The organism is Streptococcus mitis (genome assembly GCA_001560895.1).
Taxonomy (GTDB): domain Bacteria; phylum Bacillota; class Bacilli; order Lactobacillales; family Streptococcaceae; genus Streptococcus; species Streptococcus mitis_Q.
In genome coordinates, this window is sequence record CP014326.1 from 632503 (window position 1) to 652018 (window position 19516).

At 40.3% G+C, this 19516-nt stretch carries 15 protein-coding genes and 1 pseudogene; 13 read left to right on the plus strand and 3 right to left on the minus strand.

What is annotated here, in order from left to right; all coding sequences use genetic code 11:
* Window positions 1-35 precede the first annotated feature (35 nt).
* Window positions 36-395, minus strand: coding sequence for a hypothetical protein (locus tag AXK38_03300; protein ID AMH88334.1), 360 nt, complete (start codon window positions 393-395; stop codon window positions 36-38).
* A 91-nt stretch (window positions 396-486) separates the two neighbouring features.
* Here AXK38_03300 and AXK38_03305 point away from each other — a divergent pair, with 91 nt between their 5' ends.
* The 5 genes from AXK38_03305 to AXK38_03325 are packed head-to-tail and all read left to right on the plus strand — an operon-like array spanning window position 487 to window position 5185.
* Window positions 487-1443 carry a radical SAM protein gene (locus AXK38_03305; GenBank protein AMH88335.1) on the plus strand — a complete coding sequence of 319 codons (957 nt, stop codon included), beginning with the start codon at window positions 487-489 and terminating at the stop codon, window positions 1441-1443.
* Window positions 1427-1984, plus strand: a complete 558-nt coding sequence (locus tag AXK38_03310; protein ID AMH88336.1) for an SAM-dependent methyltransferase — start codon at window positions 1427-1429, stop codon at window positions 1982-1984. Before AXK38_03305 ends, AXK38_03310 begins: the two co-directional genes overlap by 17 nt.
* Entirely contained in the window at window positions 1977-2231 is a 255-nt protein-coding gene (locus AXK38_03315) for a hypothetical protein (GenBank protein AMH88337.1), read from the plus strand. Before AXK38_03310 ends, AXK38_03315 begins: the two co-directional genes overlap by 8 nt.
* An 11-nt stretch (window positions 2232-2242) precedes the next feature.
* Window positions 2243-4297, plus strand: coding sequence for a sodium:proton antiporter (locus AXK38_03320; protein AMH88338.1), 2055 nt, complete (start codon window positions 2243-2245; stop codon window positions 4295-4297).
* A gap of 27 nt (window positions 4298-4324) precedes the next feature.
* The gene (locus AXK38_03325) at window positions 4325-5185 is read left to right on the plus strand and encodes a ribonuclease BN (GenBank protein ID AMH88339.1); all 861 of its coding nucleotides are present in this window, start codon (window positions 4325-4327) and stop codon (window positions 5183-5185) included.
* Window positions 5186-5613: 428 nt separating this feature from the next.
* Here the strand turns inward: AXK38_03325 and AXK38_03330 are convergent.
* Window positions 5614-6221, minus strand: a pseudogene (locus AXK38_03330) (hypothetical protein).
* 131 nt (window positions 6222-6352) lie between these two features.
* Between AXK38_03330 and AXK38_03335 the strand changes: the two are divergent.
* Entirely contained in the window at window positions 6353-6550 is a 198-nt protein-coding gene (locus AXK38_03335) for a hypothetical protein (GenBank protein AMH88340.1), read from the plus strand.
* A 173-nt stretch (window positions 6551-6723) separates the two neighbouring features.
* On the opposite strand, the gene AXK38_03340 is transcribed toward AXK38_03335, so the two are convergent.
* Window positions 6724-7752, minus strand: a complete 1029-nt coding sequence (locus AXK38_03340) for an S-adenosylmethionine:tRNA ribosyltransferase-isomerase (GenBank protein ID AMH88341.1) — start codon at window positions 7750-7752, stop codon at window positions 6724-6726.
* 149 nt (window positions 7753-7901) lie between these two features.
* Between AXK38_03340 and AXK38_03345 the strand changes: the two genes are divergently transcribed.
* From AXK38_03345 to AXK38_03375, 7 genes are all read left to right on the plus strand, one after another.
* Entirely contained in the window at window positions 7902-8609 is a 708-nt protein-coding gene (locus AXK38_03345; protein ID AMH88342.1) for a glucosamine-6-phosphate deaminase, read from the plus strand.
* A 151-nt stretch (window positions 8610-8760) separates the two neighbouring features.
* Window positions 8761-8937 carry a 30S ribosomal protein S21 gene (locus tag AXK38_03350; protein ID AMH88343.1) on the plus strand — a complete coding sequence of 59 codons (177 nt, stop codon included), beginning with the start codon at window positions 8761-8763 and terminating at the stop codon, window positions 8935-8937.
* A gap of 129 nt (window positions 8938-9066) precedes the next feature.
* Window positions 9067-10005: a serine kinase gene (locus AXK38_03355; GenBank protein AMH88344.1), complete on the plus strand. Its 939-nt coding sequence runs from the start codon at window positions 9067-9069 to the stop codon at window positions 10003-10005.
* Entirely contained in the window at window positions 9998-10786 is a 789-nt protein-coding gene (locus tag AXK38_03360) for a prolipoprotein diacylglyceryl transferase (protein ID AMH88345.1), read from the plus strand. The genes AXK38_03355 and AXK38_03360 overlap by 8 nt, the downstream gene beginning before the upstream one ends.
* Window positions 10787-11170, plus strand: a complete 384-nt coding sequence (locus AXK38_03365; protein ID AMH88346.1) for a general stress protein — start codon at window positions 10787-10789, stop codon at window positions 11168-11170.
* A 15-nt stretch (window positions 11171-11185) separates the two neighbouring features.
* The gene (locus AXK38_03370) at window positions 11186-11581 is read left to right on the plus strand and encodes a diacylglyceryl transferase (GenBank protein AMH88347.1); all 396 of its coding nucleotides are present in this window, start codon (window positions 11186-11188) and stop codon (window positions 11579-11581) included.
* A 400-nt stretch (window positions 11582-11981) separates the two neighbouring features.
* On the plus strand, window positions 11982-19307 hold the full coding sequence (locus AXK38_03375) for a hypothetical protein (GenBank protein AMH88348.1): 7326 nt from the start codon (window positions 11982-11984) through the stop codon (window positions 19305-19307).
* Window positions 19308-19516 lie beyond the last annotated feature (209 nt).

Below are 19516 nucleotides of genomic sequence, written 5' to 3' on the forward strand. Positions count from 1 at the left end.
AAAAATCCCTAGGCCTCAACTTTCTAGGGATTTGACTATTTTATTAAGAACAATTCAACAATCATCTCGATATACATGATCAGGGTTAATAAGAATCCTGCACGCCAGAAGAATTTGATGAATTTAGGATAGTAAAAGCTGCGTTTTTTCAAAAGGAAGAAAAAAACGAGAATAATGGCTAGGACTGAGAGGGCTAGGCCTAGTCTAGGGAGAAAATTATGGGTAAAGGTCTTAGCTGTAATCAAGTAATACTCAAATACCAAGACCGGAAAAGCTAAATCCGCAAAGTTTCGTCCTAGTTTTTTTAATCTAAACAGTTTGGTTAGGATGATGCAGACTACTAAGGTCAGTATCAATAATAAAATAGATGCTAATTTCATTAAAATCATATCCATATTGTATCATAAAAAATGGCTAATGGAAACGAGAAATAGAGGAATTTATAGGAAAGTCAGGCTTTTGAGATTGTGGGTGTTTTTTGTTATAATGAAGGTTATGAAATCTTATAATACCTTGAATGATTATTATCGAAAACTTTTTGGAGAAAAGACCTTTAAAGTCCCTATTGATGCGGGATTTGACTGTCCCAATCGTGATGGAACTGTAGCTCATGGAGGCTGTACTTTTTGTACGGTTTCAGGTTCTGGAGATGCTATCGTAGCACCGGATGCGCCTATCCGTGAGCAATTTTATAAGGAAATTGACTTTATGCATCGCAAGTGGCCAGACGTGCAGAAGTATCTGGTTTATTTTCAAAATTTTACCAATACCCATGAAAAGGTGGAAGTGATTCGGGAACGCTATGAGCAGGCTATCAACGAGCCAGGTGTAGTGGGAATTAATATCGGAACACGCCCTGACTGTTTACCAGACGAAACCATTGAATATTTGGCTGAATTGTCGGAGCGCATGCATGTGACGGTTGAATTGGGCTTGCAGACTACTTTTGAAACAACTTCTGATTTGATTAACCGTGCCCACTCTTATGAATTGTACGTGGAAACGGTCAAGCGTTTGAGAAAGTATCCCAAAATTGAGATTGTCTCCCATCTGATCAATGGACTTCCTGGTGAAACCCATGAGATGATGGTTGAAAATGTCCGCCGCTGTGTCACGGATAACGATATTCAAGGAATTAAACTGCACTTGCTTCACCTGATGACCAATACGCGTATGCAACGAGATTACCACGAGGGACGTTTGCAACTGATGAGTCAGGACGAATATGTCAAGGTCATCTGCGACCAACTGGAAATCATTCCCAAGCATATTGTTATCCATCGAATCACAGGAGATGCACCTAGGGATATGCTGATTGGTCCTATGTGGAGCCTCAATAAATGGGAAGTTCTCAACAGTATTGAGACGGAGATGCGACGTCGTGGAAGCGTTCAAGGATGCAAGGCTGTAAAACAGGAGTTTAATAATGAAAAGACCACTTGAGATGGCACATGATTTTTTAGATGAGGTTGTAACTCAGGACGATACCGTAGTGGATGCGACCATGGGAAATGGGCATGATACTCTATTTCTAGCCAAGCTAGCCAAGCAAGTCTATGCCTTTGATATTCAGGAGCAAGCCTTGGAAAAGACGCAAGAGCGTTTGGACCAGGCTGGAATGACAAATGCCCAGTTAATCTTGCAAGGTCATGAGACACTGGACCAGTTTGTGACAGAAGCCAAGGCAGGGATTTTTAATCTGGGCTATCTGCCGTCAGCTGATAAGTCTGTCATCACCCGACCTCAGACAACTATTGAAGCATTAGAAAAGCTGTGTGGTTTACTTGTCAAAGGTGGACGAATTGCCATTATGATTTACTATGGTCATGAAGGAGGAGACATCGAGAAAGATGCTGTCTTGGATTTTGTTAGCCAGTTGAACCAACAAGAGTACACAGCTACCATTTATCGAACCCTGAATCAAGTTAACAACCCACCATTTTTAGTGATGATTGAAAAATTAGAAAGATATAGACATGGATAAACAATATCTACGTGAAAAGCTGGATGCCATGCGCCAGAATTTTGTTGAATCAACCCACCACGAACGAGCGGTGGGGGTGTTAGATCAAGCGCATATGAGCAAAAAAATGCTTAAAATCAAGAAAAAATTAGTTGCTCTTGAAATGGAACGGTGCCAGAGAAAAATTGAGCACAAAGATTGTTCCAAGATTGACCAAAAAATCAAAGAGCAGAAGGAGATATTTGAATTCTGTTGTAAAAAAGACTAAGGAGGAAGTGCGTGGAATTACTGATTTACCTAATCCTATTTTTACTGGTCTTGATTGTCTCAAGTACAACCAATAAGCTTCTGCCCTTTTTGCCTCTCCCTTTGGTGCAAATTCTTTTGGGAACTGTGATTGGTCTCTTTTTACCTAATACCGACTTTCACCTCAATACGGAGTTGTTTTTGGCCCTGGTTATCGGGCCCTTGCTTTTCCGAGAGTCGGAAGAAGCGGATATTACAGCTATTTTAAAACACTGGCGAATTATTGTTTATCTCATATTTCCAGTGATTTTTATCTCGACTCTGAGTTTGGGTGGCTTGGCCCATCTTCTTTGGCTTAGCCTTCCCTTGGTGGCTTGCTTGGCTGTTGGGGCAGCCCTTGGGCCTACGGACTTGGTGGCTTTTGCTTCTCTTTCGGAGCGCTTTAGCTTTCCTAAGCGCGTGTCCAATATCCTTAAGGGTGAAGGACTCTTGAATGATGCTTCTGGTTTGGTGGCCTTTCAGGTAGCCTTGACAGCTTGGACAACAGGAGCCTTTTCCCTTGGGCAAGCTAGTAGTTCGCTTATCTTTTCAATCCTAGGCGGTTTTTTAGTTGGCTTTTTAACAGCTATGACCAACCGTTTCCTCCATACCTTCTTGCTGAGTGTGCGAGCAACGGATATTGCCAGCGAACTTTTATTAGAATTGAGTTTGCCTCTGGTGACCTTCTTCCTGGCAGAAGAAGTCCATGTTTCAGGAATTATTGCCGTGGTGGTTGCTGGGATTTTAAAGGCAAGCCGTTTTAAGAAAATTACTCTCCTTGAAGCCCAAGTGGATACGGTGACTGAGACGGTCTGGCATACAGTGAACTTTATGCTCAACGGTTCTGTCTTTGTGATTTTAGGGATGGAGTTGGAAATGATAGCAGAACCTATCTTGACCAATCCAATCTATAATCCTCTACTCTTACTAGTATCTCTTTTAGCCCTTACCTTTGTCCTCTTTGCCATTCGTTTTGTCATGATCTATGGCTATTTTGCCTATAGGACTAGACGACTCAAGAAAAAGCTAAATAAGTATATAAAGGATATGCTTCTCCTGACCTTCTCAGGTGTTAAGGGAACCGTGTCGATTGCTACGATTCTTTTGATACCAAGTAATCTAGAGCAGGAGTATCCTCTCTTACTTTTCCTCGTTGCAGGTGTGACGCTGGTAAGCTTTTTAACAGGTCTCTTAATCCTGCCTCATCTTTCGGATGAACAGGAAGAAAGCAAGAATTATCTCATGCATATTGCTATTTTGAATGAAGTAACGCTAGAGTTAGAAAAAGAGTTGGAAGGGACCAGAAATAAACTTCCCCTCTATGCGGCTATTGACAATTATCATGGACGTATTGAAAATCTTATCCTGAGCCAAGAAAATAAGGGTGAGCAAGAAGACTGGGAGGCCTTGAAACTTCTCATCCTCAGTATTGAAAGTGATGGTTTAGAACAAGCCTACGAAGAAGGCAAGATGAGTGAGCGTGCCTATCGAGTCTACCAACGTTATCTGAAAAACATGGAACAAAGCATCAATCGCAAGTTTGCTTCACGATTGACCTATTATTTCCTTGTTTCCTTGCGGATTTTACGTTTTCTCCTTCACGAAGTCTTTACCTTAGGCAAGACCTTCCGCAGTTGGAAAAATGAAGAATCTAAGAAACTCAGAGCCCTTGACTATGACCAAATTGCAGAGCTCTATCTAGAAAATACAGAGATGATTATCGAAAGTTTGGAGAACCTAAAAGGAGTTTATAAGAGTTCTTTAATCAGCTTCATGCAGGATTCTCGTCTCCGAGAAACAGCTATTATTACCAGTGGTGCTTTTGTCGAACGGGTTATCAATCGTGTCAAACCCAACAATATCGATGAAATGCTGAGAGGCTATTATCTGGAGCGCAAGTTGATTTTCGAATATGAAGAGAAACGATTGATTACAACCAAGTATGCCAAGAAGTTACGACAAAATGTGAATAACTTAGAGAACTATTCCTTGAAGGAAGCTGCCAATACCCTGCCTTATGATATGGTGGAATTGGTAAGAAGAAATTAATCAAGATTGTAAATAAAGGAGTATGACATGAAGAAGTGGTGGAAAGAGCTGATAGATAAGCCTTTATTAAAAGCATTTTTGCATTATTATCAAGTATCAGATAGTGAGTTTACCAGTGTCGCAGTAGCCTACTATTGGTTGATTTCGATTTTTCCATTGCTTTTGGTGGTGGTCAATATCCTCCCCTATTTTCAGATTCCAGTTTCCAATTTTTTAAAGGTTGTCAATGAATTTTTACCGGATACTATGTATGATGTGGTGGCAAAGATTATCACAGAAGTGTTGACCCAACCTTCAACGGGTTTATTGAGTTTTGCGGTTTTGTCAGCCCTATGGACCTTTTCAAAATCCATGAATTTCCTACAGAAAGCTTTTAATAAAGCCTACGGAGTTGCTAAAAATCGTGGAATGATTTCCCGTCAGCTCATGAGTTTGTTTGTCAGTTTTGGCTTGCAGATTCTCTTCGCCTTAGCTCTGTTTCTCAGTGTCTTTGGTCGTATGCTTCTCAACCTTATCAAGAATCACTGGAAATCGGATAGTCCTATCTTTGATTATCTGCAAGACCTAACAGGCCCCTTGATCTATACCTTGATTTTCGCTATCTTGGTCATGCTTTATTATTTCCTGCCTAATGTTACGGTCCGACGAATTCGCTATGTGTTGCCAGGTAGTGCCTTTGTCTTGTTGACTCTGGCCTTACTGCTCAACATCTTTTCAGTCTATGTCAACAATTATGTCAATCACCTAGTAGACGTCCGCTTTTTCAGTTCCGTCGTCGTGGTGGTTATGATGTTCTGGTTTATTCTCATTGCTAAGATTTTGATTGTCGGCGCGGTGATTAATGCCAGTGTGCAGAGTTTGAAAGATCTGAATTTTAGAAAAGACTAACGAATTTTTAATTCATTACAAAACGCATAATATCAAGGTTGATGCACGAAAATTCCACGAGGCCAACTATAGTCAGAAAGCTGAACAACAAGCCAAAACGTCCAAAAAAGGCGGCAAAAAGCAAGCACCTGCAAGCAACGTGCCGAAATGGTCAAATCCTGATTATGTCAACGAATTAGACCCAAAAATCGTTGATATGCTAGTAGAATTTCACAAGTCACAATGCACTTTGGAAACTCCCGAGGCACAAGCAGAAATCGCCCAAAAACGTGAAGAAATCGAGCAAAGGAGAGCTGAGCTTGAGGATAAAAACAAGAGCTTTTGAACCGCTTGAACAAATAGAGTTTCGCAAGTATTATGCTTACAAATTACTTGAGCAATTAACTAAAATATAAACCCTGCCTTTATATCTAGGCAGGGTTTATATTTTAGAAATTCACGTAGCTTGTTTCGGTTTTTACATACCCAGTATAATCTGAGTTTCTATAGTATTCAGTGATAAACTTCCATTTTCTTTGAGAAAGATGGATATAAGTACTTTTTATGTAGTATGGATATGGGCTTTGTGAATCCAAGTAAGACTGATAAGCTTGTATACCAAAATATGCTCCACCAATTATGCCACTCCATGGCCCCCCAATATAGAACCTATAAAGCCAAACATCGCGGTTATTCCAGAATCAATCATGAAGTGAGCGAATGTGTTGGCTTGTTTATTCCCATGTATTGTGTTGACGTAATTCCAAACATTAGGATCGTATGATCTAAAAGATATATTTAGATCGAGTTCATTCTTTTGATAAGCCATATAAAATGACCCATTGATATAGACGCCATCAGCACCTCGTTCAATAGTGTCTACACTTCCATTTGGATTGAGCACCTCAAGAATTTCATCACTTAAAATATTTACTTGCGTATCTCCGAACCGCACTGATGAGCCATTCTCAAACTGAGCCTCACCAGATACAACTTTAGAGTTTGCCGATAAGCTATCATCAGCAAAAACAACAAGCGACGGGGAAATGCTAGACATACAGAAAACAGACATAACTAGCAAACACATGCATTTAGACATCTTAGACATAACGGAAACTCCTTTGTATTTTTGATTTTTTTCAACTTTTGTTATACAATAAAACCAAATAAAAAGAAAGCGGTAACAATATGCTTAATGTGAAAATTTTTTATATATTTTTCTTTTTGATCTTTGTCGAAACTACAGGCTTGTTGTTGTTGAAAAACGGTCTTGAAAGAGGTTATTTAGATACAGGAGCTATCATCCTTGCAGTTTTTTCATTTGCTTTCTACAACCTATGTTCATTCGGTTGGGTCTACTTTACAATAAAAAACCATAAAAAATAAATAGACGTATTTTCAAAAAAAGATTGCATATTTATATCAGTAAAACGACGATTTAAATCGTCGTTTTTTTGTATAACTCCCCCTGAAATTTATTTTAATTATGCAAATTTCACGTATTTTTGGTGCTGAGACAACGATTCTGAGAGCTTTTCAGACTTTTTTGATTGTAAAAATTAATAGATAAACATGGCATCGCCAAAACTAAAGAAGCGGTAGTGTTCTTGGATGGCATGGTGGTAGGCATCTAAGACTAATTCGCGACCTGCAAAGGCAGAAACCAACATGACCAGAGTTGATTTTGGCAGGTGGAAGTTGGTTGAGAAGGCATCCACAACCTTCCATTCATAGCCAGGTTTGATAAAGATATTGGTCCAGCCAGAATCTGCTTGGATTTGCCCCTCAAACTTGGAACCAATAGTCTCCAAGGTGCGAATAGAAGTGGTTCCGACAGCGATGACACGACCACCATTTTCCTTAACAGAGCGAAGAGTGGCAGCCGCTTCCTCAGAAAGTTGGTAGAATTCTGAGTGCATTTCATGTTCGTCCAGATTGTCAACAGAAACGGGTCTAAAGGTTCCGAGCCCGACATGCAGAGTCAGATAGACTAGATGAACGCCTTTAGCTTGGATTTCTGTTAGCAGTTCTTTGGTGAAGTGCAGTCCAGCAGTTGGTGCAGCAGCAGAGCCACTTTCTTTGGCGTAGACGGTTTGATAACGCTCACGGTCATCTAGTTTTTCGTGGATATAAGGTGGCAGAGGCATTTCACCTAGACTTTCCAAAACTTCTAGGAAAATTCCTTGGTATTCAAAGCGGACAATGCGGCCCCCATGGGTCAATTCTTCTGTCACGACAGCGCTGAGGCGACCATCACCAAAACTGACACGAGTACCAACCTTGAGACGTTTGGCAGGTTTAGCCAGAACTTCCCACTCATCTCCACTAGTATTTTTGAGTAGAAGAAGTTCCACATGGCCCCCTGTTTCCTCTTTTTGACCATAGAGGCGGGCAGGGAGAACGCGGGTGTCGTTCATGACAAGGGCATCACCAGGTTCCAGCATATCAATAATAGAGTGGAAGTGTTTATCCTGCATTTCTCCCGTCTCACGGTTGACAATGAGGAGTTTAGAGGCATCCCGTTTTTCAAGGGGCGTTTGGGCAATCAATTCCTCGGGTAAGTGGAAGTCAAAATCAGCTGTATTCATATATCTGTTCATTCTTTCTAAGTTCTAATCCTATCCATTATAACATGTTTCAAGTTTGGACGCTCTTTTTTAGAAATTAAATCGTTTTCACTTGACAAAAATTGGTCTATACCATATAATAAATATAGATTGAAACGGAGGATAAAAAGATGAAAGTTATTAAAGTTGAAAACCAAATCGAAGGTGGAAAAGTTGCTTTTGAGATTTTGAAGGAAAAATTGGCCAACGGCGCTCAAACCCTAGGACTTGCGACAGGAAGTAGCCCACTTGAATTTTACAAGGAAATTGTTGAGAGTGACCTTGATTTTTCAAATCTAACCAGTGTCAACCTTGATGAGTATGTAGGGCTTGATGGGGACAATCCACAGTCTTATCGTTACTTCATGCAAGAAAACTTGTTTAACAAAAAACCATTTAAAGAAAGTTTCTTGCCTCGTGGGGTTAAGGACAATGCTGAAGCTGAAGTTGAACGCTACAACCAAATTTTGGCTGACCATCCAGTTGACCTCCAAATCTTGGGAATCGGTCGCAATGGACACATCGGATTTAATGAGCCAGGAACTGCCTTTGATAGCCAGACACACCTTGTAGATCTAGACCAGTCTACAATCGAAGCCAATGCGCGCTTCTTTGACAAGATTGAAGACGTCCCAACCCAAGCCATTTCAATGGGAATTAAAAATATCTTGGATGCCAAGTCTATTATTCTCTTTGCTTATGGTGAGTCGAAAGCAGAAGCCATTGCCGGAACCGTGTCTGGCCCAGTGACTGAAAGTCTACCAGCAAGTAGTCTGCAAAATCACCCTGATGTGACCATTATCGCAGATGCTGAAGCACTTAGCTTACTTGAAAAATAAAAAAGTGAAACCATTCAGTATTTTCTATTGAGCGCTTTCAAGACTTGTATAAATGGCAGAAAAAATCAAAATTAAACCGCATTTTTTCTTGACAATTATTCCTTTTACGTGTAGAATAGAATAGATCTTGAACTTGAAGGGAGTGAAAAAAATGTCTAAAACAGTAGTACGTAAGAATGAATCTCTTGACGACGCACTTCGTCGTTTCAAACGTGCGGTTACTAAAGCTGGTACTCTTCAAGAAACACGCAAACGTGAATTCTATGAAAAACCTTCTGTAAAACGTAAACGTAAATCAGAAGCAGCTCGTAAACGTAAAAAATTCTAATTGAAATGAAAGGCTAGAGAAATCTAGTCCTTTTTCTTTTAAATAAATACTCCAAAGCCTGCAAAAATCTCAAATATCCTCCTACAATTTGATATAATAGTAAAAAGAACTCGATTGAAGGAGGAAATGATGTCGGTTTTAGTAAAAGAAGTGATTGAAAAGCTTAGACTAGACATTGTCTATGGCGAACCAGAATTACTTGAAAAGGAAATCAATACAGCGGACATTACGCGACCTGGTCTTGAAATGACAGGTTATTTTGACTACTACACGCCAGAGCGGATCCAGCTCTTAGGGATGAAGGAGTGGTCTTATCTGATTAGCATGCCTTCTAACAGCCGTTATGAAGTTTTGAAAAAAATGTTTCTACCTGAGACACCTGCGGTTATTGTTGCCCGTGGTTTGGTGGTTCCAGAGGAGATGTTAAAGGCAGCCAGAGAATGTAAGATTGCCATTTTAACCAGCCGTACAGCTACCAGTCGTTTGTCTGGAGAATTATCTAGTTATCTGGATTCTCGTTTGGCGGAACGCACCAGTGTTCACGGTGTCTTGATGGATATCTATGGGATGGGTGTCTTGATTCAAGGAGATAGTGGTATCGGTAAGAGTGAAACAGGTCTGGAGCTTGTCAAACGTGGTCACCGCTTGGTAGCAGATGATCGGGTAGATATTTATTCTAAGGATGAATTAACTCTTTGGGGAGAGCCTGCTGAAATCTTGAAACACTTGATTGAAATTCGTGGGGTTGGTATTATCGATGTCATGAGCCTCTACGGTGCGAGTGCGGTAAAAGATTCTTCACAAGTTCAGTTGGCTGTCTACTTGGAAAATTACGATACGCATAAGACCTTTGATCGACTTGGAAATAATGCAGAGGAATTAGAAATTTCTGGCGTAGCCATTCCTCGTATCCGTATTCCAGTTAAAACAGGTCGTAATATCTCTGTCGTGATTGAGGCTGCTGCCATGAATTATCGTGCTAAGGAAATGGGCTTTGATGCGACGCGTTTATTTGAAGAACGATTGACAAATCTTATTGCTCAAAACGAGGAGGTCCCTAATGCTTGATCCAATTGCTATTCATCTAGGCCCTATAGCCATTCGTTGGTATGCTTTGTGTATTGTGACAGGCTTGATTCTTGCGGTTTATTTGACCATGAAAGAAGCGCCTAGGAAGAAGATCATACCAGACGATATTTTAGATTTTATCTTAGTAGCCTTTCCTCTGGCTATTTTAGGAGCTCGTCTCTACTATGTCATTTTCCGTTTTGATTACTATAGTCAGAATTTAGGAGAGATTTTTGCCATTTGGAATGGTGGTTTGGCCATCTACGGTGGTTTGATAACTGGGGCCCTTGTACTCTACATCTTTGCCGATCGTAAACTCATCAATACTTGGGATTTTCTAGACATTGCAGCGCCTAGTGTCATGATTGCCCAAAGTTTGGGGCGCTGGGGCAATTTCTTTAATCAAGAAGCTTATGGTGCAGCAGTGGATAATTTGGATTATCTACCTGCCTTTATCCGTGATCAGATGTATATTGAGGGGAGCTACCGTCAGCCGACCTTCCTTTATGAATCCCTATGGAATCTACTTGGCTTTGCCTTGATTCTGATATTCAGACGAAAATGGAAGAGCCTCAGACGAGGTCATATCACTGCTTTCTACTTAATTTGGTATGGTTTCGGTCGTATGGTTATCGAAGGCATGCGGGCAGATAGCCTTATGTTCTTTGGTCTTCGAGTATCTCAGTGGCTTTCAGTTGTCCTTATCGGTCTCGGTATTTTTATCGTTCTATATCAAAATCGAAAGAAGGCCCCTTACTATGTTACAGAGGAGGAAAACTAAATGTTAGAAGTTGCATATATTCTTGTAGCCCTTGCTTTGATTGTATTTTTGGTTTATCTGATTATCACTGTACAAAAGCTTGGACGTGTGATCGATGAAACAGAGAAGACGATTAAAACCTTAACTTCAGATGTGGATGTGACCTTGCACCATACCAATGAGTTATTGGCTAAGGTCAATGTCTTGGCAGATGATATCAATGTCAAGGTGGCAACAATTGATCCACTCTTTAGTGCTGTTGCAGATTTATCTCTATCTGTTTCAGATCTCAATGACCATGCGCGTGTCTTGAGCAAGAAAGCTTCATCAGCTGGTTCAAAAACCATTAAGACTGGTGCAAGTTTGTCAGCTCTTCGTCTTGCAAGTAAATTTTTCAAAAAATAAAAAAGGAGAATCCTTATGGGTAAACTATCCTCAATCCTTTTAGGAACCGTTTCAGGTGCAGCTCTTGCCTTGTTTTTAACAAGCGACAAGGGCAAACAAGTTTGCAGTCAAGCTCAAGATTTTCTAGATGATTTGAGAGAAGATCCTGAATATGCTAAAGAGCAGGTCTGTGAAAAACTGACAGAAGTTAAGGAACAAGCTACAGATTTTGTTCTTAAAACCAAAGAACAGGTTGAGTCAGGTGAAATCACTGTGGATAGTGTCCTTGCTCAAGCTAAATCATGTGCTCGTCAAGCGACAGAAGCATCAAAAGATCGATTCAATAATCTCAAGGAGCAGTGGCAAGAAAAGTCCGATAGTCTTGATGAATCAGAAGAGATTGTGATTGATATCGAAGAAGAAAAAATCTAAATTTGACGAGAATGAGCGAAAACTCAATTCTAGGAGAAAATGAAGCACATTTTCCCACAATCAAACGCATAGTATCAAGGATTGTAATTGCCTGATATTATGCGTTTTTTATGATTTTTAAGACTTTTTGATAAACCTTTTTTAAAACACATGAGTGTTATGATTTTTTATGGTATAATGGCAGTGTTAGAAGTGAAATATTTACATTTTTTTATATTTTACTGATATTTTAGTAATATTAAGCAATCAATTTTCTATGATTAGAAATCAATGTGGTAGCTTATGATCAGGTAGAGGAAAAGCTCTAAAATTTTAGTCAAGAAACGATTTAGTATTCTGTCAAGGGAAAATATTAGAACCCTCTATTTTGTAAAAAATAGTTAGAAAGAAAGTTAGTAAAATGAAAGACATTTTTAATAAACGTCAACGCTTTTCAATTCGAAAGTTTTCGGTTGGAGTGGCTTCTGTATTAATAGGAATTACCTTGTTTACACCATCCCAGGGAGTACTGGCTTCTACGGAAAATAATTTGGCAACAGAGATAGGTGCTAATTCTGAAAAGGAGAATGCGACCCCGACTGTGGAGAAAAAAGAAGAGAATCAAAATTCACCAGAGAATCAAGATGCTATCCCCAGTCCAGTCCCAAAAGATACTCCAATAATATCTACAAGAACTACAGAACTTGAGACATCTGGGGATAAAGAAAATAATAGCTTGACCACAAGGGCTTCCGTGGCGGGTGAAGACAGATCAAGTGCTCCAGCGGTGAGAGCGGCATCGAATCCTTCCGAGATAAAAAAATATGAATTGACTGAGGAAGATGCTAAAAAAATCAAAGCAGGAGTAATCGGTTCAGAAGGCAATAAGCTTGACAGTTTGTTATTAAACGGCCCTGAGTTAAGTCCAGAAGCTTATACAGATAATGACTACTTGAAGGATAAAGAAGAACTTTATATTTATGAAAAAGGCGGGAAAAAGTATGTAGGCTATAATAGTCATCCCTTATTAGAAGATACTGATGGTGATGGTATTATTGATAGTAAAGAAAAGCCAGATGAAAAATTAAAATGGAATGTCAGTGAGCGCGATATGATTATGTTCATGGAATTGTCCTACCGTGATGATAATTATATTGATAGAGTGCTGGATCATAAGAAACCCTTAACAGAGTCAGAGTTATATAAAAATAATGGTGACAGTAGACCACGTTATGAGTATATGATGATGAATAAGGAATTGGGACCTTATTGGGAAAGGAAGAAAAGTTATCATACCTCCAGTGGACTAGATGCTGTCTTGTATGAAACAAAGAGTGATTTCTCATATTTACCAAATGGAACTGCTCAAGTGTTAGCCTTTCGTGGAACAAGTGATGCCAAAGATATAGGAACTGATATAACACTTGGATTAGGAAGCAATCCTCAGCAAGGGATCGATGCAGAAAATATCATGCGTGAACTGGCTAAAGATAAGAGTATTACCAATCTTTATTTGACGGGACATTCTTTAGGAGGATATTTAGTACAACGGGCAATGGTTGAAGCCTATCAGTTGGCATATTCTGACAGTAGAGTCATGTCTTCTAAAGACCAGCAGGCTTATAGAAACTTTTATAACAATGTATTAAAAAAAGGAACAACATTCAATGCTCCAAAAGTGAGGACAAATTATTTCTCATCATCTGAATTTTGGCAGAAAGGTCTAGATAGTAAAAAAATAGCTAAGTCTGGGAAAATGACACATTATATTGTTGATAATGATTCGACGATAAGTAAAGGCGTCAGCAATGATAGTGATGTTGTTATAAATGTTGGACGAACCAGTGGAGGTCATAGTTCACGTTCTTATTTTGAAGCCGATATGATTAATAGACGGTCAGAGTTTATATCTGGGAAACGAATTTCTTTAGATAGGACAGGTTATCAAGATAAAAAAATTGCAACAGCTAAATCTGTAGAAAAAGTTGGAGAAACTGTTGTATATAGTAAACGTGGAGATGACATCATTAAGTCAACAACTGTTAGTATCAAAGATCCTGATACAGGGCAGATTACTAAAAATACACTTAATGAAGTGTTCAAGAAAGATGGTGCCAAATCAACAGTTGTGGTTACGTCACTTGAGCCAATTGTTCGTTATGAGAAAGACGCTACAAGACCCAAAGGTGAAGCTAATGTAACAACAGCTGGTACTTCAGGCGCTAGAACAGTAACTACAACCTATACTGTGAATCCGACAGATGGTAGCCTTGTTTCGCATGAAGAACCGGCAGTAGTAGTCCCATCCAAACCGACAGTGGTCAAAGTGCCAGCTAAAGATGAGGTTGAATACCTCAAAGAAGGCGATGATGTGGTTAAGAAGACAACCACTTACGAAGTCAATGCCAGTACAGGTAACCTTGCTCCAACAGAGAAAAAGGAAATCTTCAAACAAAATGGTGCCAAGGCTAAGTTTGTTGTTACACCAATACAGCCAAGTGTCCGTTATGAAAAAGACTCCACAAGAGCTAGAGGTGGAGAAAATGTAACAATAGCTGGTACTCCAGGTACCCGAACAGTAACCATCACCTACACGGTTAACCCTACAAATGGTAGACTCATTCCGCATGAAGGCAAACCAGTTATCAAATCGTCAATTCCGACAGTGGTCAAGGTGCCAGCTAAGGATGAGGTTGAATACCTCAAAGAGGGTGATAATGTGGTTAAGAAGACTACAAGTTACGCGGTCAATGCAAGCACAGGTACCCTTACTCCAACAGAGAAAAAGGAAATCTTCAAACAAAATGGTGCCAAGGCTAAGGTTGTTGTTACGCCATTACAGCCAAGTGTTCGTTATGATAAAGATGCCACAAGAGCTAGAGGTGGAGAAAATGTAACAATAGCTGGCACTCCAGGTACCCGAACAGTAACCACCACCTACACGGTTAACCCTACAAATGGTAGACTCATTCCGCATGAAGGCAAACCAGTTATCAAATCGTCAATTTCGACAGTGGTCAAGGTGCCAGCTAAGGATGAGGTTGAATACCTCAAAGAGGGTGATAATGTGGTTAAGAAGACTACAAGTTACGCGGTCAATGCAAGCACAGGTACCCTTACTCCAACAGAGAAAAAGGAAATCTTCAAACAAAATAGCGCCAAATCTACAGTTGTGGTTACGCCAATCGAGCCAAGTGTTCGTTATGAAAAAGACACCACAAGAGCCAAAGGTGAAGCAAATGTAACAATAGCTGGTACTTCAGGCGCTAGAACAGTAACTACAACCTATACTGTGAATCCGACAGATGGCAGCCTCATTCCACATGAAGGCAAACCAGTTATCAAATCGTCAACTACCACAGTAGTCAAAGTCCCAGCCCAAGATGAGGTTGAATACCTCAAAGAAGGCGACGACGTGGTTAAGAAGACTACGAGTTACGCGGTCAATGCAAGTACAGGTACCCTTACTCCAACAGAGAAAAAGGAAATCTTCAAACAAAATGGTGCCAAGGCTAAGGTTGTTGTTACGCCACTTGAGCCAAGTGTTCGTTATGATAAAGATGCTACAAGAGCTAGAGGTGGAGAAAATGTAACAGTAGCTGGTACTCCAGGTACAAGCACAGTCACTACTACTTATACTGTGAATCCTACAGATGGCAGTCTCATTCCACATGAAGAGCTAGCAGTAGTAGTCCCATCAAAACCTACAGTGGTTAGGGTCCCAGCCCAAGATGAGGTTGAATACCTCAAAGAAGGCGACGACGTGGTTAAGAAGACTACGAGTTACGCGGTCAATGCAAGCACCGGTGCCCTTACTCCAACAGAGAAAAAGGAAATCTTCAAACAAAATGGCGTTAAAGCTACAGTTGTTGTTACGCCATTACAGCCAAGTGTTCGTTATGATAAAGATGCCACAAGAGCCAGAGGTGGAGAAAATGTAACAATAGTTGGCACTCAGGGGACAAGTACACTAACTACAACATATACAGTTAATCCGACAGACGGTAGCCTCATTCCACAAGAAGGGCAACCTGTTATCAAACCGTCAACTCCGACAGTGGTCAAGGTCCCGGCCAAAGATGAGGTCGAATACCTCAAAGAAGGCGACGACGTGGTTAAGAAGACTACAAGTTACGCGGTCAATGCAAGTACAGGTAACCTTACTCCAACAGAGAAAAAGGAAATCTTCAAACAAAGTGGTGCCAAATCTACAGTTGTTGTTACCCAACTTGAGCCAAGTGTTCGTTATGAAAAAGATGTCACAAGAGCCAAAGGTGAAACTAATGTAACAACAGATGGTACACCAGGAACAAGAACAGTAACTACCACCTACACAGTTAATCCGACAGATGGCAGTCTCATTCCACATGAAGGCCAACCAGTTATCAAACCGTCAACTCCTACAGTGGTCAAAGTTTCAGCTAAAGATGAGGTCGAATACCTCAAAGAAGGCGACAACGTGGTTAAGAAGACTACAAGTTACGCGGTCAATTCAAGTACCGGTGCTCTTACTCCAACAGAGAAAAAGGAAATCTTCAAACAAAATGGTGCTAAATCTACAGTTGCCGTTACCAAACTAGAGCCAAGTGTTCGTTATGAAAAAGACGCCACAAAAGCCAAAGGTGAAGATAATGTAACAACAGTTGGTACACCAGGAACAAGCACAGTCACTACTACTTATACTGTTAACCCTGCAGATGGCAGTCTCATTCCATATGAAGGCCAACCTGTTACCATCCCTTCGACTCCGACAGTGGTCAAGGTGCCAGCTAAAGACGAGGTTGAATACCTCAAAGAAGGCGATGATGTTGTTAAGAAGACCATAACTTACGCGGTCAATGCAAGTACCGGTGCTCTTACTCCAACAGAGAAAAAGGAAATCTTCAAACAAAATGGTGCTAAATCTACAGTTGCCGTTACCAAACTAGAGCCAAGTGTTCGTTATGAAAAAGACGCCACAAGAGCCAAAGGTGGAGCTAATGTAACAGTAGCTGGTACTTCAGGTACTAGAACAGTAACCACAACCTATACTGTCAATCCTACAGATGGCAGCCTCATTCCGCATGAAGAACCTGCAGTGGTAGTTCCCGCAAAACCTACAGTGGTCAAAGTCCCAGCTCAAGATGAGGTTGAATACCTCAAAGAAGGTGATGATGTAGTTAAGAAGACAACCAGCTACCAAGTCAATGCAAGTACCGGTGCTCTCACTCCAACAGAGAAAAAGGAAGTGTTCAAACAAAATGGCGCCAAATCTACAGTTGTTGTTACCTCACTTGAGCCAAGTGTTCGTTATGAGAAAGACGCCACAAAAGCCAAAGGTGAAGCTAATGTAACAACAGCTGGTACACCAGGAACAAGAACAGTAACCACAACCTATACTGTTAACCCTGCAGACGGTAGCCTTATTCCACATGAAGGAAAACCAGTTATCAAACTTTCAACGCCTACAGTGGTCAAGGTCCCAGCTAAGGATGAGGTTGAATACCTTAAAGATGGTGATGATGTAGTTAAGAAGACAACCAGCTATCAAGTCAATTCAAGTACCGGTGCCCTTACTCCAACTGTAAGGAAAGACATTACCAGTCCAAATGGCGCTAAATCAACAGTTGTTGTTACGTCACTTGAACCAAGTGTTCGTTATGAGAAAGATGCCACAAGAGCCAAAGGTGAAGCTAATGTAACAGTAGCTGGTACTCCAGGTACCAGAACAGTAACCACAACATATGCAGTTAATCCTACAGACGGCAGCCTCATTCCACATGAAGGTCAACCTGTTATCAAACTTTCAACTACTACAGTGGTCAAGGTCTCGGCCAAAGACGAAGTAGTAGAAACTCCGATTGAACCAGAAGTGGAATATGTTAAAGATGTTGAAAAAGACTTCGGTACACCAGATCAGCGTACTGAGGGTGAAAAAGGTAAAACAGTTACTATAACTGCTTACGATGTAGATTCAAAGGACGGTCATATCACAGAACACGTTGGTAATCCAGTATTCATCCCCGCAGGTAAGATAATCGTTAAAGTAGGAGCTAAAACTAAGGTTGAACAAACTAAAGATTCTGAAGGTCGCGATGTGATTGATACCACTACCTATGAAGTTAATCCAAAAACAGGTAAGGTAACTCCTACAACCGTTCGAACTTATGGAACAACAAAAGAACCAACAGTTGAGAAGAGAGTAGTAACATCACCTGTTGTCTATGAAAAAGATGGTACGAAAGAAAAAGGTACAGCCCCAACTACTGTTAAAGGTGAAGATGGTGAAGACACTGTCACAACCATTTACACTGTGGATCCTAATACTGGAAAGATTACAGCAAGTGAAGGTCAACCAGTTCGTACGAAAGAACCAACTAATACTATTGTCAAAGTCGCAGCTAAGGATAAAGTAGAAACAACAGAAATCCCATCACCTAAGAAATACGTAAAAGATGATACACGCGACAAAGGCCAAGACAATGTAGAAGAAGCAGGCCAAGTAGGTTCACGTACAACAACAACTACTTACGAAGTAAATCCAGCAGATGGAACAATTACAGAAAGAGTGGGAGAACCAGTAGTAGTAAATCCAACATCAACAATTGTCAAAGTTGCAGCGAAGGACAAAGTAGTAGAAACACTGATTGAACCAGAAGTGGAATACGTAAAAGATGTTGAAAAAGACTTCGGTACACCAGATCAGCGTACTGAGGGTGAAAAAGGTAAAACAATTACTACAACCACTTACGATGTAGATCCAAAGGACGGTCATATCACAGAGCACGTTGGTAATCCAGTTGTAATCCCAGCAGGTAAGACAATCGTTAAAGTTGGTGCGAAAACTAAGGCTGAACAATCTAAAGATCCTGAAGGTCGTGATGTGATTGATACCACTACCTATGAAGTTGATCCAAAAACAGGTAAGGTAACTCCGACAACAGTTCGAACATATGGAACAACGAAAGAACCAAAAGTAGAGGTAGAACAAGATCCTAAGACAGGTGACGTTACAGTAACACCGAAGAAACCAGATGGCTCAACATACCCACCAGGAACTAAGGTAGAAATCTCAGGCGAAGATGGTAAAGGTAAAGTAGCAAACAGTGATCTACCAGATGTAGAAAAACCAGGTATAGGTAAGACTACTGAGCCAGGTAAACCATCTGTGGAAGTTCCTAATGTAACAACTCCGCCTAAGGTAACAATTTTTGAAAATGGTCTATTACCAGATTCAATTGAATTGCCAGAGCTCATGATTGAGGTTCGATGGATTGGTGAAGATGGAAATGGATTGAAACCATCCCTTAAGACAGGTAGTGAAAAGGATGCTGAACATGGATCAATTTCTGGATATGAATTTGTACGAACTGTGATTGATGAAAATGAACCAGTAATGACTCACATTTTCAGAAAAGTAAGTTCAAACACAACTCCAATTCCAGTAACACCTGATACTAATGGAAATTCTAGTCACGATACGCCTGCGCTAACCACTCCAACTCCAGTTACGCCAGTAATACCTGATGCTAATGGAAATTCTGGTCAAGATACAGCTGTATCACCAACTCCAATTCCAGATGCAGTTACTCCGAATACAGATCAGGTAGATACTAAAACTACTGTTGATAACGGAGCTAAGTCAAATGATTCTCAAACTGTATTACCAAATACAGGAACAGAATCAAATGCTACTCTTGCATCTCTAGGACTTCTTGGTATGCTAGGCGGTCTAGGACTTGCTTTTGGAAAGAAAAAAGAAGACTAAAGTTAAAATGTAGTCAAAATCTGAACTGTTCATTGTTAAGTGAACAATGAATGTAAAAGATAAAGAAACGGCCTTGTTCCTCATTTCAAGAGGTACAAGGTTGTTTTTGTATTCTAGAAAAAGTAGATATCAATATTCGTACTTAGAGATCATGGGTTGAAATAAAATATGTACAAATGGATTAGGAATTTATACTCAATGAAAATCAA

Coding starts and splice junctions, on each gene's coding strand:
- AXK38_03340 (AMH88341.1), bottom strand. CDS start 7,752: ATGAATACAGCTGATTTTGACTTCCACTTACCCGAGGAATTGATTGCC.
- AXK38_03345 (AMH88342.1), top strand. CDS start 7,902: ATGAAAGTTATTAAAGTTGAAAACCAAATCGAAGGTGGAAAAGTTGCT.
- AXK38_03310 (AMH88336.1), top strand. CDS start 1,427: ATGAAAAGACCACTTGAGATGGCACATGATTTTTTAGATGAGGTTGTA.
- AXK38_03335 (AMH88340.1), top strand. CDS start 6,353: ATGCTTAATGTGAAAATTTTTTATATATTTTTCTTTTTGATCTTTGTC.
- AXK38_03355 (AMH88344.1), top strand. CDS start 9,067: ATGTCGGTTTTAGTAAAAGAAGTGATTGAAAAGCTTAGACTAGACATT.
- AXK38_03305 (AMH88335.1), top strand. CDS start 487: ATGAAGGTTATGAAATCTTATAATACCTTGAATGATTATTATCGAAAA.
- AXK38_03360 (AMH88345.1), top strand. CDS start 9,998: ATGCTTGATCCAATTGCTATTCATCTAGGCCCTATAGCCATTCGTTGG.
- AXK38_03350 (AMH88343.1), top strand. CDS start 8,761: ATGTCTAAAACAGTAGTACGTAAGAATGAATCTCTTGACGACGCACTT.
- AXK38_03365 (AMH88346.1), top strand. CDS start 10,787: ATGTTAGAAGTTGCATATATTCTTGTAGCCCTTGCTTTGATTGTATTT.
- AXK38_03375 (AMH88348.1), top strand. CDS start 11,982: ATGAAAGACATTTTTAATAAACGTCAACGCTTTTCAATTCGAAAGTTT.
- AXK38_03370 (AMH88347.1), top strand. CDS start 11,186: ATGGGTAAACTATCCTCAATCCTTTTAGGAACCGTTTCAGGTGCAGCT.
- AXK38_03325 (AMH88339.1), top strand. CDS start 4,325: ATGAAGAAGTGGTGGAAAGAGCTGATAGATAAGCCTTTATTAAAAGCA.
- AXK38_03300 (AMH88334.1), bottom strand. CDS start 395: ATGGATATGATTTTAATGAAATTAGCATCTATTTTATTATTGATACTG.
- AXK38_03315 (AMH88337.1), top strand. CDS start 1,977: ATGGATAAACAATATCTACGTGAAAAGCTGGATGCCATGCGCCAGAAT.